Here is a 15,567-nt window from a genome sequence, read left to right as displayed (position 1 = left end):
GCTTTTTTTTATATATAAAAAATATCAGGAGATGTAATCATGTCATTTTTGCAATTATTTCGCTCAACAAAAGGCGGACAGCCGGCATTCCAGCCTTCCATCGAGCAGCGCAATGGACAGGCAACGTCTGATTTGTTAGGCAACTGGGATATCGATCTAAAAACGAATAAAGTCGTCTTATCCGGTAAAATATGCCGAATATTCGGAATTTCTGTCCGTGAGCATCTTGACTCTTCCGAATTATTAGAGGACTTTATCCACCCTGATGACAAGGCCATCGTTAAAGAGCGGCTGAGCGAGGCCATGAATAAGGGCATCCCATACAACCTCATCCATCGCCTTTTGCTTTCGGACGATTCGGTGCGGACAGTTCACGCCCTTGGGGATTTGTTCTACGATCAAAACGGGGAACCTGCTCATTTTATCGGTACGCTGCTGGACATGACGGAACCAGGATCAGATAACCATCCGACCGGCAAGAATGAACCTGTTCATGCCTCCTCCGCATCTCCTATGCCTGATCCCGCTTATACCGAAACGCTTATTAATGCCATACCGGATTTCATTCAATTCAAGGATGGAGAGGGCCGATGGCTGAAGGCCAACGCATTTGCCCTGTCCTTATTCCAGCTTGACGATGACTCTTATGCAGGGAAAAACGATGATGAAATAGCGGAGCATTACAGCATTAGTCCGGAATCCCTGTCAAAATGCTCAAGCACTGATGAACAGGTGTGGGAATCCAGCAGGTTAACCCGCTATGAAGACCGCATTACCGCTCCGAACGGGCAAACAAGCGTCTACGATATGGTTAAGGTCCCTATTTTTAATTCGGACGGCAGCCGCAAGGGGCTTGTAACCGTTGGCCGCGATATTACGGAAAGAAAGCAAGCGGAGCAGCTCAGTCAATATTTGGCATACCATGATCCGCTGACGGAGCTTCCTAACCGCAGCTCGTTTAAAGACGAACTGCACCAAGCCTTGTCTGTGGAAGGAGGCAGACAGCAAAAGCTGGCCGTCATCTATTTGGACATGGACCGCTTTAAATACATTAACGATTCGTTAGGCCATTCGGTCGGCGACCGGCTGCTCAAGCAAATCGCGGACAGATTGGCGGAATGCGTGCAGGAAAAAGGGACGCTGTACAGGCTGGGCGGAGATGAATTTGCCGTGCTGCTTCCTTATGTGCTTGCACTAAACGATGCCGTAGATATAGCCAAGCAGATCATTAAGTCCATCGACCATATGTTTATTGTGGACGAATACGAGCTGTACCTGACAACAAGCGCCGGTATCAGCTTATACCCGAATGACGGGGAAGATGCTCAATCGCTCATGAAGTATGCGGATACCGCGCTTTATCGCGCCAAAGAGCAAGGAAAAAACAATTATCAGATTTACCACTCGTCCATGAATATCCAGACTTATAAAATATTCCTGCTGGAGAAGGATCTCCGGAGAGCGCTGCTGCGGGACGAGTTTGAATTATATTATCAGCCCCGTCTAGACGCGAATACGGGCCGAATCGTCGGCATGGAAGCGCTTATTCGCTGGAACCATCCCGAGTGGGGGCTAGTTTCTCCGGATGAGTTCATTCCTTTGGCCGAGGAAACGGGACTCATCATTTATATCGGAGAATGGGTCATCGAAGCGGCATGCAGGCAAAATAAAGCATGGCAGGAGCAAGGACTGCCTTCCGTTTCCGTATCCGTCAACATATCGGCCCATCAGTTTATGCGCAAAGATTTTATTCACCATATGAATAGAATCATAGCTGAAACGGATATAAACCCACATTGGCTGGAAATTGAGATTACCGAAAATATATTGATGGATAATGATCAATCCACTATTTTAACGATGCAGAATTTACAAAAAATGGGCATTTCCATTTCCTTGGACGATTTCGGAACAGGGTACTCCTCCCTTTCTTATTTGAAGCATTTCAAGGTGGATACGATAAAAATCGATAAATCATTCATTCGGGACCTGCGCGTCGATTCCGAAAGCTATTTTATTATCAAAAGCATTATTCAATTGGTCAAAAGTCTCCATATTCTCGTGGCCGCAGAAGGAGTCGAGCAGGAAGAGCAGCTTCATATTCTGCGCAGAATGAATTGCGATCAAGTGCAAGGTTATTTGTACAGCAAGCCTGTACCTGCCGCCAAGATGGGGGAATTATTAAAACGCGGCACGCTGCACTATCATTCCTCCCTGGAAGAAGGGGAGCGTCTTTTCGACAATCAGCGTCAATTTTTTCGCGTCCCCTTTCCGTTTGGACTAAGCTCGGACATGACCATTATTCAGATCAGAGACAAACGGTTGGAATTAGGTAAAACCGAGGTCATCATTGAGGACATTGGGCTCGGCGGCTTACGTTTTCTGTCCGTCGTAAAGCTTCCTGTCAATCATGAGATCATTATTGAATTCGCAACCGAAATTGTTGGTAAAATGCTGACCTTTCACGGCTTCATCGTTTGGCAGCATGAGCTGGAGGATCAACTATTTCAGTACGGCTTCGAATTTCAAATTACCGAACCCGAACAATCCGCCCTTGCACGACTGTTAAATGAATTGACTGTTCAGCTTCGCAAGAGCCCTCTTCCTCCAAACAGCCGCTGGGTTCAAACGGACAAGCTTAAATATTTGAAATGCAATCAAAGCCAAAAAGAAGCCACAGAACGTACATAAACCAATGGCCCAAGTTAATTCAAGGGATTACCACAATCTCTTTGGCGACGTTAGTTCAATGAAGTCAGCGGCAGCCACCGGCATAACTTACATGTCCCTGGCTGCCGCTATTCGGTTGACAAAGTGGAATTAGTCGTTAGCGTTCACCTATCAAGAAGCTGCTCAGCGATCCAATCGGCTGCTGCCGCTGTCGAGATTCCTTTTGCATCCGCTATTTTGAATACGTTCGTCAGCGTGTCATGGATTCTCTCCACGTTCTTCTGTGCTAATGCAGCATCCCCGCCATTCAGCTCAGACGACGTTACGATTATGCCGCCTGCGTTTATAACATAATCCGGAGCATACAAAATGCCTCTCTCATGAAGCTCCTCGCCATGCCGGCTTTCCGCCAATTGATTATTGGCGGCCCCCGCAACGATTCGGCAGCTCAACTGCCCCAGGGTGAAATCGTTCAAGATGCCGCCTAAGGCGCATGGGGAAAATACGTCGCAGGGCGCGGCCGCAATTTCGTCCGGCTGACGCGGGCTTGCTTCAAAGTCCCCGACAACCTTTTTCACCAGCATTGGATTGACGTCCGTTACGACTAATTGGGCACCTGCATGCTTCAAATAGCGGCAAAGCTGATAGCCTACTTTGCCTAAGCCTTGCACGGCAATGACTTTATGTTGCATCGTTTCGGAACCATAAGCACGTTTAAGCGACGCCTTGATTCCCAGGAACACCCCGTAAGCGGTCATCTTAGCGGTTAACTCGTCCACAGCTCCGAGCGATCCGGATATATCCGTCACATAGGAGGTCTCGAGACGGATCCAGTCCATATCGGAAACCGTAGTCCCCAAGTCCATGCCGGTAATATAGCTCCCTTGTAAGTTTTGGATATACCGTCCTAGCGCCCGAAATAATATCTCACGCGAGCCTTGTCCGTGATGGCTGAGGATTACGGCTTTGCCCCCGCCGTAAGGAAGGCCGGAGATTGCCGATTTATAGGTCATTCCTTTCGCTAATCTAAGCGCATCCAAAACGGCACCCTCTTCGCTGGCATATTGCCACATCCGGCAGCCGCCGAGAGCAGGACCAAGCTTCGAGCTATGAATGGCAATGATTGCCTTTAATCCGATAGAGCGGTCCTGGAGGAAGATGAGCTGCTCATAACTTTGTTTCCACACGTCCAAGTGAACTCCCCCTTTGAAGCCTGCATGCCGTGCTTCTTACTCTTAGCTTATTCAATTGTGCTTACTTGAGCTACATAAAGCCAAACCGCAGCTTTTGCCCGGAGCAAGGCAGCGGAGCTCGCGGAGAAGCAGAACAACAGTTGCAAACGAATATCCAACAAGTACTGCAAGCACAACAACAAGTTAGGAAGGAACAACATGACGTTCAACAGGCACAATCCAGTGCAATGACTTATCAAAACAATCCTCTTCAATGAACGATCATGGTTTTTAGAGCCTACGGATCACTCTCCGCAGGCTCTTTCTGGTATGGAATAAAATCATTACGTTCTCGAATCTGTATCATCAAAATCATAATAATTAAAATTTGTAAGTGGGGTAAAAGGATTGGATAACACAATGGTGCAGCGGCCCGCCCTAGGATACAATGAGCGCCTTTCTGGCCGTTTGCCGGCGGTATAGCGTACCCACTTCAATAATATCGTTAGTCATCGCTAGAAAATCATGGTATAGTTCAAATGAACTAGTTTATTGTGAATGTCAGATTTTATAATACGTTTGATTCCAAATAAGGAGACATAAGACAACTATTATGGAAACGATCTCAAGCACCTATCACTTGCCCCTCGTATTCCTTTCTATTATTATTGCAATCATTGCTTCATTTGCTGCGTTGGATCTAGGCAATCGAATACATAAAGCAAAAGGTTTTGCTCGATACATATGGTTATCTGGCGGAGCATTCGCGATGGGGATGGGCATATGGTCTATGCATTTTATTGCCATGCTTGCGTTTCATTTGTCTATCCCGGTAACATACAGCTTATCATTGGTTATTTTCTCTATTATTCCTGCGATTTTAGCATCAGGACTAGCTTTACATATAGTAAGCCAACCTACAATGCGCATATCCCAAGTTTTCATAGGTGCACTTTTTATAGGGACAGGCATTGTTTCCATGCATTATATCGGGATGGAAGCCATGGTGATGAGGGCGACAATTGAGTATAATCCAATTTTATGGGTTCTTTCTGCAATAATCGCATATGTCGTTTCATTAGCAGCCTTGCAGCTATTATTTTGGGCTCAACAAAAATCCGGCACACCGGGATTTTGGCGGAGAAAAGCAGGAAGTGCCCTCGTTATGGGAATCGCCATATCAGGTATGCATTTCACTGGAATGTCGGCAGCAACGTTCAAACACGATCATCATCCAATTAGCTTGCCGGGATCATTCGATAATACGCTGCTGGCCTATTTGATTGGAATTGGTGTGTTATATATATTAGGATTGGTGTTCATTAGCATTTTTATCGATAAACGGTTTGAATCTCACTCCATAACGTCGGAAAGAAAATTTCGATCCGTGTTTGAATCTGCCAATGATGCTATTGTATTAGCTGACAGCAAGGGCACCATTATTTCCTGGAATAAGGGAGCCCGTCTCATTTTCGGATATGAGGAAGAAGAAGTTTTGGGCAAAAATATACAAATCATTATACCCGAACGATACAGAGCCGCTCATCGGAAAGGTATGGAACGTTACATTTCCACAGGTAAACCACAGATCATTGGAAAAACGGTTGAATTACAAGGACTAAGGAAAGACCGAAGCGAATTTCCAATCGAACTCTCTCTCGCCACGTGGGTAGAGGAAGAAAATACCTATTTCAGCAGCAGCATACGAGATATTACGGAACGTAAAAAAGCCGAAGAAAAAATTAATCAAATGGTTTACCTTGATCCTTTGACAGGTCTGTCGAACCGTCATTTATTAAATGATCGTCTCACACAAGCATTGGACCAGGCGAGAGAAAATAAACAGAACATCGGGATTATGTTTATCGATCTGGACCGTTTCAAATATATCAATGACACGTTAGGACATGCCATGGGTGACCGTTTATTAATTGAAGTTGCCAAGCGAATCCATGCCTGCTTAGATAAAGCGGATACCATTTCACGTCAAGGCGGAGATGAGTTTATTGTCCTTCTCCCCAACACGACTGCTGATGAGGTTACGAAAATAGCCCACAAAATAGTCGATCAATTCACTCAATCATTTGAACTTAACGAACATGAGATGTTTGTAACCCCGTCAATTGGGATTAGTTTGTATCCATCCGATGGCTTGGATATGGAGACCTTGATCAAAAATGCGGATACAGCCATGTACCGTGTGAAGGAGCAAGGAAAAAATAATTTCCGGTTTTACACTCCTGATATGAATGAAGCGGTGTCCAAAAAAATGAAGTTGGAATTTGGGTTGCGTAAAGGATTGGAGCGCGATGAGTTTAAGGTTTACTATCAGCCTCAAGTTGATGTCACTTCCGGCAGAGTGATTGGTGTAGAAGCGCTTATCCGTTGGCAACATCCTGAGTGGGGAAATATTCCCCCTGCTGATTTTATCCCCTTGGCGGAGGAAACAGGATTAATCATCCCAATAGGTGAATGGATACTTTATGAGGCATGCCGTCAAAATAAATGTTGGCAAAATCAGGGATATCCCCCTTTACGCATGGCTGTTAATATTTCTTCCCGTCAGTTCCAACAAAGTAATTTAGTTGAAACGGTTAGTAAAACGTTAAAGAGAACGGGACTTGATCCTCAATATCTTGATCTTGAGCTAACGGAAAGTATCATTCAAGATTCGAAGTATGCTGTTTCTACCATGCAAAAATTAAAATCAATGGGTATCCATCTATCCATTGACGATTTTGGAACAGGATATTCTTCTTTAAGCTATCTGAAACTTTTCCCCATCGACAGCTTAAAGATCGATCGGTCTTTTACAAGTAATATTTTTACGGATTCAAAAGATGCGGCACTTGTTCATACCATAATCATTATGGCACACAACCTGGATTTAAAAGTGATTGCGGAAGGTGTCGAAACGCAGGAGCAGCTTCGTTTCCTTCAAGAGAGCAAGTGTAACGAAGCACAAGGATACTTATTTAGCCGCCCTGTAATCGCTGGAGAAATGTCCGCTATTCTTACAAAACAATATGACAAAATGTACAAGTAAAAAAGGGTCCGTCCAAAAGTCATCAGCAATAACTTTTGGGACAGATCCTTTTTTCACGCTCACCCGACAACTCCGATTTTTTTATGATTGCTTCCCACTGTTGACATATCCTCCAAAGCGCCGCTCCTCCTCCCACTCATCCGCTACATAGATTTTCATGGGAATTACACACTTCAAATTTTACTATTTACAATTATTTTGTTCGTGGTAAAATTTTTGCAGTAGGGAAACTTTTTAAGTGAGTTACACATATAGATATATCGAGCTTTCGCTTTCAAATGAACAGGAGGAGTAACCCATGTTTACTTGCTTCTTTCATTGGAAAATGAAAATGTCCCACAATTCTACAAATATTTTCTCGAAAATATCGCTTTAGAAAGTGTGGGATTTTTAAATTATGCCATCCCGATTGTGCAAGTTATCGTAGGAATAAGTATATTATTAGGGTTATTGACGATTCCATCTATACTTGTTTGCCTGTTTATGCATATTAATTTCATCCTATCGGGCAATATGAATCTGATAAGTCTTGTTTTATACACAAGTGCTTTTAGCTTGTTGCTTGGACGAAATTACATCTACCTTTTTAGTCTGGACCAACATCTGGGATTACCTCAGCCGCTGAATGATATAATCCGCCGTACGAATAGCCAAAGCAACAGTGGTTAGCGTTGGATTCGCGGTGCCGCTGGTTGGTATCACGCTGTTATCCGCTACAAACAGACCCGATACGCCATGGACTTGACCGTACGGATCGGTTACAGAAGTACTGGGATCATACCCCATCCGGCACGTTCCCATATCATGAATAGCTTCGATTACCGGCCCTTCTACTTGTTCGACCGATGTCGCTTGCATAGCCGTAAAAAGCTGCCTCACTCCAGCTCTCATTTGCCGAATAACGGCTTGATCCTTCTCGCTGTAGGAAAAGTGAACCTGAATGTCCGGTACCCCGTACTCATCGCGTTTCGCCATGTCCAGTACAACCCGATTGTCAAAACGGGATTCGACCTCGCCAAATGCTCCGGCTACCACTCTTAATTGATTCTGCAAAGGTTTAACCAGATACTGCTGATAGGCGTTATATTCCTCCGGCGGGCCTCCGATCATCACTTGATAAGGATGGCCGGCCTGACCAGGGATCAAAATGCCTAGCGCGCCGAGCACCTCGGGAAATTGCCGACGGTCAAAATATCCGGTTAATCCCAAAAGTGAATGCGTGGTGAGATAATGTCCAATGGCCCGACCCGGAATGCCGGAAGCCATCAGCAGACGCGGATTTTCAAATGTGCTTGCGGATAATACGACAGTCTTAGCTTTAAGAATATAAGATTTCTTGTCCGGCGACATCACTCTAACGCCTGTCACTCGCTTTCTATCCGTGATGATTTCCACCGCGCGCGCATTTACGGCTAAATCATAGGGCCTTCGGTTCAAAGCTTCGGCAAATTGAATAATGGAGCTAAAGGCGGCATTGGAATGAAGCTGCCCATATTTTGTCGGCTCGCGATCAACGGCGATCGGCATCGGGACCGCGTGCGGGAAACCGCGCGAATGAAGCCTGTCGAGCAGAATGGAGGTATAATAGGAGCCCTCTTGATAATAGGGAGTAACTCGTATGGCCCGTTCGGCGGCAGCGTAATAAAAGGACAATTCCCTTGCAGGCACGGGCCAGCTCACGGTTTCGGAGGGAGGCATTCGCGGCGCTACTAGCTGCCAGGCCAGCGTCCTGCCGCCGAGTGCGAACAGCTCCCTGAACAAGGTTTGGTTGACCGGTGTGGATACTTTATCGAAGTAGCTTCTGAATCGGGGCAGTGTATACGTTGGAATATTATAAAAGTGGGTGGGCAGCAGCAGCCCTCCCTTTTCTACGACACCGATCTTTTTCCCATTTGCCCCCCACTGCTTGCATAACTGTGAGAGAACGGCGCCACCGCCCGCTCCCGATCCGACAATAAGCACATCGTACTCCGTTCGCTCCATATCCTCCAGCGGTGTAAGCGGAATCCATTCGTTGTACAAATTTGCAGCTCGGTCACTCTGCCTATACATGCTCAAGCTTCACTCCCTTTCGTTCCTTGGTATGAAAAGTTGACCCTATTTCACTTACCCAACTTTTGAATAATATGCATCGTTCGGCGGAGTTAGTCCTACCCAGGCTCAGCTTATGCCCAAACATCTTATTATTTACTTAACATAACGTTAACCCCCATCAAACGAAAGCCTGATACGATATAGGTAAAACAGTGTTGGGAGGAATATTGATGCGGCTTGCGTTATTTACCGATACCTTTCTTCCTCAAATCAACGGTGTTGCTCGCACACTCCAAAGGTTAATCGATCATTTGCAGCGGCGCGGCGTTGAGCATCTCGTCTTTACACCGAAATGTCCCCAAGAAGATGCTTACGCCAGCCCGGTTCGCCCCATTGCAAGCATACCGTTCTTTCTGTACCCTGAATGCAGGCTCGCCATGCCCAATATGGCGGCTATACGCAATGAACTTCTATCCTTTAAACCCGATTTGCTCCATTTGGCCACTCCATTCAACATCGGCCTAACCGGACTCCGCTTTGCCCAAAAGCACCAAATTGCCCATGCTGCATCTTACCATACTCATTTCGACCGATATCTTGAACATTACCGGATGCAAAGAATGGTCCCCCTCTATTGGTCCTACATGAAATGGTTTCATCGTTCGTGCGATGCCATCTTCGCTCCTTCTCATGAAACGATAGATACGCTTCGCGATCAAGGGTTTTACCGGCTGCGCCTTTGGTCCAGGGGTGTAGACTGCCAGCAATACACACCTGACAAACGGAGCCTGTCGGTCCGTGAGCGATACGGCATTACAGCTCCGCTGTTATTGCTCTACGTTGGGCGCATAGCACCCGAAAAGGATATCGATACGCTCTCCGTCGTTATGCATGAGCTGCCCGAATCCTTGAAACCGCATATTCATTGGCTCATCGTAGGGGAAGGCCCCAATCAGCCGGAGCTGCAGAAGCAGGCAACCGCCAATGTCACGTTTACAGGCTACAAGCATGGCGAAGAACTGGCTCAGCTCTACGCTTCGGCAGATATGTTTGTTTTTCCGTCCAGCAGCGAAACTTTCGGGAACGTTGTACTTGAGGCCATGGCATCCGGCTTGCCGGTGATCGGAGCCAACGCCGGCGGAGTAAAGGAAATTGTTGTACCCGGCCGTAGCGGTTTGCTTTGTGAGCCCCGCAATCCGGCGTCTTTTGTTAAAGCGATTACCATGTGGGCAGAAAACCCGGAGCAGCTCGCTGCATACAGTCGCGAATCCCGGCGTTTGGCGCTTAGCCGTTCCTGGAGCAGCGTGTTCGACAAACTTCTGGAGGACTACGAGCATATTATTGAAGCGCGCAGAATCGGAAGGTCGCACCGTATTTTCTCCGCTTAAGCTAGTTCCCGCAGCCGGACAGTGCCAATGCTGCAATAACGACAGAAATTAACGCGAGCTTACCCTTGACCAGGCGCATATCGCCATCCCCCATGACGCTTTCAATATGAAGCAGAGTAATGTTCGACGGTACATTTAAATAACTGGCCTCTAGCGCCGTAGGGTAAATGGCTTGGAAGGTTCGGAATCCGGTTATAATAACCTTTGCCTTGATGCGAACGAATGACGCCTTTGTACAAAAGAATGTCTAAAGCTTGTCTGATCGTATACCGGTTTTCTCTAAAACGACTGTACAATTGGGCTTCTAACGGTAGACGCTCATTCAGTTTGTACCTGTCGTTTGCAATGTCATCAAAATATAAAGAAATCGTTTAGAAAATTCAGAAAAATGAAAAACAACCTTCTATATTTGAATAGAAGGTTGTTTTTACTTTTATTTTGGGAGACCGTTAACAAAAAAACAGCCTTCCTGCAGCAAAGGCTGACGGGAAGGCTGTTTGATTTATTTCTGAGAAGTACCCGGCTCCATACTGATTTGCCATAATACACCAAACTTGTCTTCAATCCATTGCCCCTATAATTTTTTTCAGTCGGATACTTTTACCATAACTTTAATCTCGACTCCACAGCTTGGAGAGAAGGCGGAGCATCTCAATATACAGCCACACCAGCGTAACCATCATGCCGAATGCCCCGTACCATTCCATATATTTCGGAGCGCCTTGCTGCGCGCCGGTTTCAATGAAATCGAAATCAAGAACGAGATTCAGCGCTGCGACGATGACGATAATGAGCGATATGCCGATACCGATCAAGCTATTATCGTGCAGATAAGGAACCGTGATGCCGAAAAAGCCAAGAACAAAGCTCAGCAAGTAAACTAGCGCAATGCCTGCCGTAGCAGCAAAAACGCCGAGCCTGAAATTTTTCGTCGCCTTTATCAATCTGGTTTTGTAAGCCAGAAGCAAAGCAATGAACACGCACATCGTTAATAAAGCGGCCTGCAGCGTAATTCCATTGTAAAGCGATTCGTAATTCGCGGAGAGAGCTCCAAGGAAGAGTCCCTCGCATACCGCATATACCGGCACCAGGTACGGAGCAGCCGCAGGTTTAAAGCTGATCACCAGAGCAAGAATAAATCCAATGACCGCACCGCCGATAGCATAAGGAAACACGTTCTGACCGTTGGCATACATAGACCATGCGGCGAATGCCCCTCCAAGGAGCACTGCCAGCGTTATGAACGCCTTATTCACGGTACCTTCGATCGTCATTGCATCTTGTAAAGAATAACTCCCCTTTTGATCAAAAGTACGGTCTTTCAATGTAGGATTGCCGCTACGGCCTATCAAGAGCAGATCACCTCTTCTGTCAATTTGTCTCGATTCTATCACACCCTGCTGCTTTCCACCAGAAGGTAATTGGGCTAATTTCTAGCTCTATATTTGCAATTTGGGTTGGCTTGGAGGTAATAGAGCTAGTTTTTAGATCTATTTCAGATCCGCGGGGTGTTGGAGCCCTGTTTAAGGTCGGCGGCGCATAATAGAGCTTAAGTTGCTTTTTTTCCAACATAATGTTACAGCACATTCCTACATCAAGATCTCGATTTTTGTTGCGAATACGACCAACCCTTCTATGCTGCCATCCTATAAAATGAGTTAAACCCGCTCCATGCGCCGATATACGGACGAAGATTTTTGTCTAAATATTTTTATTTGCATAGACCACAACTCGACAGAAGTTCCAATTCAAGCTTGGTATAATCTAGTTAACTCTTAATACTAGGTTGGGAGGAATGGAAAAATGATAGCTATTATTTTATTCATCTGGAAACTGATGATGGTAGACAAACGAACCCCTACAAAACAGTCTGATAAGGGTAAGCCCGCATGTCTTGGTTTCGTTTATTCGTTCGAAGCGTACATGACGGAAAAACACACGGTATCCATCCTGCCGAACAGGCAGAAGCATGACGATCCGCCGCCGCAACTTATCCCTATGCATATACACCCGAACCGCAACCCTCGCACAGAATGGCAGATATGGTGCGAGAACAATAAAATGTTATTCCAGAGCACTGCTTAAGGCACCCGAACGGGATTGATGTTTCTAACTTTCGTTGATATGTTGTTGGCAAAACATGATTAACCTATTATTCGATTGGGAGGAATAAAAAAATGAGAACGATTTTCCTTTTTTTCTGGAATCTTATGAAGCTAATCATTCAAACCGATAGTAAGCCGTCAAATACGGGTACAGCCTGTCTTGGTTTAATCTTTTCGTTTGAAGCACACGTTGTCGAGAAACGATCGTTATCCATCTTACCGGATAGGCAGTTTAATAATGAAACGCTGCAGCAAGGCATTCCTCAGCAGAAACGCCCGCAGCGTAATCCCAATGCCGAATGGCAGGCATGGTGCGAGAACAATAGAATGCTGTTCCAGAGTACCGCTTGAGTGGCTGCGCGCAGCATAAGGCGCTCATTCCTAGTGCTCCCTTTCCATGGTTGTATCTCGGTGACCGGAGTGAGCGGCTAGAATAATACGCGTTCGAAAAACCAATTAAAGCCTGTCAACGCGATGAGACCCGAAACGGTAAATGCCGCGTTCTGGAATAGGACTCAACCGGTACGGAGAACGTATAATCTAAATTCATATATAAAAGACGTATCCGCCCGCTTTTTCATGGAAATACCGGATATTGCAGGAGCGATTTATTCGAATTCCATCAATCCTTAGATGACTTGCTTTTCGGATTGCCGAAGATTCCTGTCGAAAAGGACCAAATGTCCGATACCATATGACCTCCGTAAGCGTCCTTCACATCGGCGTACCAGTAGTATCTTGGGTATAGACATTCACATCGATATAATCGAGCAGAAGATCCTGGATCAAGACATGGATCTGCTTATTTCGCACCATATCCCCCGCGAAGGTATACATCGTGACCTGCCGGCCAGGCAGGGAATGCCCTTCCCATACAACCTTCACTTCGTCGGTCGCCGCAGGCGCCTTGTCCAGCTTAAAGTTGAAACGATGATACGGGAACATCCCCTCAGCATCGGTAACAAAGTACTCTCCGTCTTTTTCCTTGACCTTACCCTCTGCTCCCTCGCTAAAAGCGGTCTCGCCCGCCGGATTCAATTCGAGCGGCGGTTCACGGTCTACAGCATTAGAGATAATATCCATCGAATCGCCGCTCGAATCCGTCACCTTAACGCTTACATCGGTATTCCGGCCGATAGATGCCGTCTTTGATGCTGGACTCGGCTCCGACGGTTGAAAGTAAATGTAACATAATATCTCTTCTGCATGACCTTATTTTCTCAATATCTTTGGAATCAATAGCATTTCGTGTTATGTAACCTAACAATAGAAGGCTTTATCCCTGCATAAAGACCTTAAAATTATTTTTTTCAATTTCTATGTTATATTTGTTGACATGAAACAAAAAGCGATTTATAGTAATTCCATAAGCTCAACGACACAATGATGTGTTAACTCCCGGCAATGCAGCCTATCCTAATAACATAGTGTAAGGATAGGCTTTTTGTAATTTTACATGGATTTTCAAAAAATCAGTCACGACGGCGTGGCTGTTATGGCAATGAGGCCGATGAACTGAATTCGCATTTATGCGGTTCTGTTAGTCGGCCTCTTTTTGCCCAATTACTGCCGAGAAATGGAGGGTTTACGAAGAAATAAGCAGAGCGGTTGTAAAAAATCGATTATAACAGCAGCATCGAACGCGAATGATCCCAGCCAAAGCTCCAATTTAGCCGGGAAAAGAGAACAGTGGTTTATCATTTAAAGGAGGCATAAAAAATGGAAGCACAAAGTTTTCGTAAGTCTGGTCATTTCCCAAGTTTGTTGTCATCTTTCCTCTATTTTGATGTAAGCTTTATGATTTGGGTGTTTTGCGGAGCTTTATCGCTCTACATTACTAAAGATTTCGGTTTGTCGGATACCCAGAAAGCTACCATGGTAGCAATCCCCATTTTGGGCGGTTCTATTTTCCGGATACCGATGGGGATATTGGCGGACCGGATAGGCTGTAAAAAAGCAGGCCTTATCGGGATGGTGCTTACCACCATTCCCCTTCTCTGGGGTTGGCTCGGCGGTACCAGCTTGCTTCAAATTCAATCTATAGGGTTCTTGCTCGGTATCGCGGGCTCAAGCTTTGCCGTATCGCTTTCCTTGGCCAGCCGCTGGTATCCTCCACAATATCAAGGTCTGGCGATGGGGATTGCCGGAGCAGGCAACAGCGGTACTGCGCTGGCTACATTTTTCGGACCGCAGCTAGCGCAAGCTTACGGATGGCACAATGTTTTTGGAATGGCAATTATACCTTTGGTCATTGTCATTGTTATTTTTGCGATTTTAGTCAAGGATGCTCCGAATGCGCCTGCACCTAAAACTTTGAAGGATTACCTCAGTGTATTTAAATTTGCGGACACATGGTGGTTCTCCATCTTCTACGCGGTTACATTTGGCGGTTTTGTCGGGTTTGCCAGCTACTTCAGCATTTTCTTCTACGATGTGTATGGCGATGGTGTAAATCCAGGCGGAATAACCAAAATACAGGTTGGTTACCTGGTTACCATTACCGTTATAGCTGGCAGTTTCTTTCGGCCTGTAGGCGGCTGGATAGCGGATAAAGTTGGCGGAATGCGATTCTTGACCCTATTATTTAGTATTATTACTTTATGTGCGTTCGCGATTGCTACAATGCCAAGTTCATTCCTCGTTATGCTTGTTTATACGAGTATTATGATGGCATGCCTCGGTATGGGGAACGGATCAGTGTTCCAGATTGTACCGCAACGTTTCTCCAAGGAAATCGGAGTTGTTACTGGAATCGTCGGTGCTGCGGGCGGCTTAGGAGGATTTCTGCTTCCTAAATATATACTCGGTCCATTAAAAGAATCGACAGGCACTCACGTTACTGGATTTCTTGTTGTTGGTTCTATCGTATTAGTTTCGACACTTGTTTTCTATGCAGTAACACGCTCTTGGAGAAAGTCTTGGGCTACAAAGGAAACCGGTGTTAATTTCTAAGTATATACTAGGATGAGAAAAGGACAGTCGAATATCATTCGACTGTCCTTTAAGCCGTACCTGTTATGCCATTTTTTTCTCCTTATATTTGGATAAAATGATTTTTTGAACTACCCCTTCTTAAAATCAATTGATTTTTGAAGAAGGGGATTCCTAAGAACTTCACCCTAACGGGCAAATATATGGATTAGGCTATCCCC

11 protein-coding genes are annotated in these 15,567 nt (G+C 45.6%); 6 read left to right on the top strand and 5 right to left on the bottom strand.

Features of this window, described 5'->3' with window-relative positions; translation table 11 throughout:
• Positions 1-39 precede the first annotated feature (39 nt).
• Positions 40-2,691, top strand: coding sequence for an EAL domain-containing protein (locus L1N85_RS06455; RefSeq protein WP_235236237.1), 2,652 nt, complete (start codon positions 40-42; stop codon positions 2,689-2,691).
• Positions 2,692-2,834: 143 nt separating this feature from the next.
• Here the strand turns inward: L1N85_RS06455 and L1N85_RS06450 are convergent, their stop codons facing one another.
• Positions 2,835-3,857 carry a Leu/Phe/Val dehydrogenase gene (locus L1N85_RS06450; protein WP_235236520.1) on the bottom strand — a complete coding sequence of 341 codons (1,023 nt, stop codon included), beginning with the start codon at positions 3,855-3,857 and terminating at the stop codon, positions 2,835-2,837.
• A gap of 598 nt (positions 3,858-4,455) precedes the next feature.
• Between L1N85_RS06450 and L1N85_RS06445 the strand changes: the two genes are divergently transcribed.
• Positions 4,456-6,888, top strand: a complete 2,433-nt coding sequence (locus L1N85_RS06445; protein WP_235236235.1) for a bifunctional diguanylate cyclase/phosphodiesterase — start codon at positions 4,456-4,458, stop codon at positions 6,886-6,888.
• A gap of 609 nt (positions 6,889-7,497) precedes the next feature.
• Here the strand turns inward: L1N85_RS06445 and L1N85_RS06440 are convergent.
• Positions 7,498-8,940, bottom strand: coding sequence for a GMC oxidoreductase (locus L1N85_RS06440; RefSeq protein WP_235236234.1), 1,443 nt, complete (start codon positions 8,938-8,940; stop codon positions 7,498-7,500).
• A gap of 212 nt (positions 8,941-9,152) precedes the next feature.
• Between L1N85_RS06440 and L1N85_RS06435 the strand changes: the two genes are divergently transcribed.
• On the top strand, positions 9,153-10,310 hold the full coding sequence (locus L1N85_RS06435; RefSeq protein ID WP_235236232.1) for a glycosyltransferase family 4 protein: 1,158 nt from the start codon (positions 9,153-9,155) through the stop codon (positions 10,308-10,310).
• A 101-nt stretch (positions 10,311-10,411) separates the two neighbouring features.
• On the opposite strand, the gene L1N85_RS27835 is transcribed toward L1N85_RS06435, so the two are convergent.
• Together L1N85_RS27835 and L1N85_RS06430 are read right to left on the bottom strand one after the other, a co-directional pair.
• Positions 10,412-10,657 (bottom strand): GntR family transcriptional regulator, encoded by a 246-nt coding sequence (locus tag L1N85_RS27835; protein WP_407946336.1) that lies wholly within the window; start codon positions 10,655-10,657, stop codon positions 10,412-10,414.
• A 264-nt stretch (positions 10,658-10,921) separates the two neighbouring features.
• On the bottom strand, positions 10,922-11,662 hold the full coding sequence (locus L1N85_RS06430) for a Bax inhibitor-1/YccA family protein (protein WP_235236230.1): 741 nt from the start codon (positions 11,660-11,662) through the stop codon (positions 10,922-10,924).
• 451 nt (positions 11,663-12,113) lie between these two features.
• Between L1N85_RS06430 and L1N85_RS06425 the strand changes: the two genes are divergently transcribed.
• Both L1N85_RS06425 and L1N85_RS06420 read left to right on the top strand, forming a co-directional pair.
• The gene (locus L1N85_RS06425; RefSeq protein ID WP_235236228.1) at positions 12,114-12,395 is read left to right on the top strand and encodes a hypothetical protein; all 282 of its coding nucleotides are present in this window, start codon (positions 12,114-12,116) and stop codon (positions 12,393-12,395) included.
• 92 nt (positions 12,396-12,487) lie between these two features.
• Positions 12,488-12,766 (top strand): hypothetical protein, encoded by a 279-nt coding sequence (locus L1N85_RS06420; RefSeq protein ID WP_235236225.1) that lies wholly within the window; start codon positions 12,488-12,490, stop codon positions 12,764-12,766.
• A gap of 363 nt (positions 12,767-13,129) precedes the next feature.
• Here the strand turns inward: L1N85_RS06420 and L1N85_RS06415 are convergent, their stop codons facing one another.
• Positions 13,130-13,498, bottom strand: coding sequence for a hypothetical protein (locus L1N85_RS06415; protein ID WP_235236223.1), 369 nt, complete (start codon positions 13,496-13,498; stop codon positions 13,130-13,132).
• A 636-nt stretch (positions 13,499-14,134) separates the two neighbouring features.
• Between L1N85_RS06415 and L1N85_RS06410 the strand changes: the two genes are divergently transcribed.
• Positions 14,135-15,367, top strand: a complete 1,233-nt coding sequence (locus L1N85_RS06410; protein WP_235236221.1) for an MFS transporter — start codon at positions 14,135-14,137, stop codon at positions 15,365-15,367.
• Positions 15,368-15,567 lie beyond the last annotated feature (200 nt).

It is taken from the genome of Paenibacillus alkaliterrae (assembly GCF_021532375.1).
GTDB classification, from domain to species: Bacteria; Bacillota; Bacilli; order Paenibacillales; family Paenibacillaceae; genus Pristimantibacillus; species Pristimantibacillus alkaliterrae.
The sequence above is the reverse complement of the archived record's forward strand: the minus strand, read 5'-3'. Positions and strand labels throughout refer to the sequence as shown.

Excerpts from the sequence above, each read along its gene's own strand:
- L1N85_RS06455 (WP_235236237.1), top strand. The coding sequence starts at position 40 with ATGTCATTTTTGCAATTATTTCGCTCAACAAAAGGCGGACAGCCGGCA.
- L1N85_RS06445 (WP_235236235.1), top strand. The coding sequence starts at position 4,456 with ATGGAAACGATCTCAAGCACCTATCACTTGCCCCTCGTATTCCTTTCT.
- L1N85_RS06440 (WP_235236234.1), bottom strand. The coding sequence starts at position 8,940 with ATGTATAGGCAGAGTGACCGAGCTGCAAATTTGTACAACGAATGGATT.
- L1N85_RS06435 (WP_235236232.1), top strand. The coding sequence starts at position 9,153 with ATGCGGCTTGCGTTATTTACCGATACCTTTCTTCCTCAAATCAACGGT.
- L1N85_RS06425 (WP_235236228.1), top strand. The coding sequence starts at position 12,114 with ATGATAGCTATTATTTTATTCATCTGGAAACTGATGATGGTAGACAAA.
- L1N85_RS06420 (WP_235236225.1), top strand. The coding sequence starts at position 12,488 with ATGAGAACGATTTTCCTTTTTTTCTGGAATCTTATGAAGCTAATCATT.
- L1N85_RS06415 (WP_235236223.1), bottom strand. The coding sequence starts at position 13,498 with ATGGATATTATCTCTAATGCTGTAGACCGTGAACCGCCGCTCGAATTG.
- L1N85_RS06410 (WP_235236221.1), top strand. The coding sequence starts at position 14,135 with ATGGAAGCACAAAGTTTTCGTAAGTCTGGTCATTTCCCAAGTTTGTTG.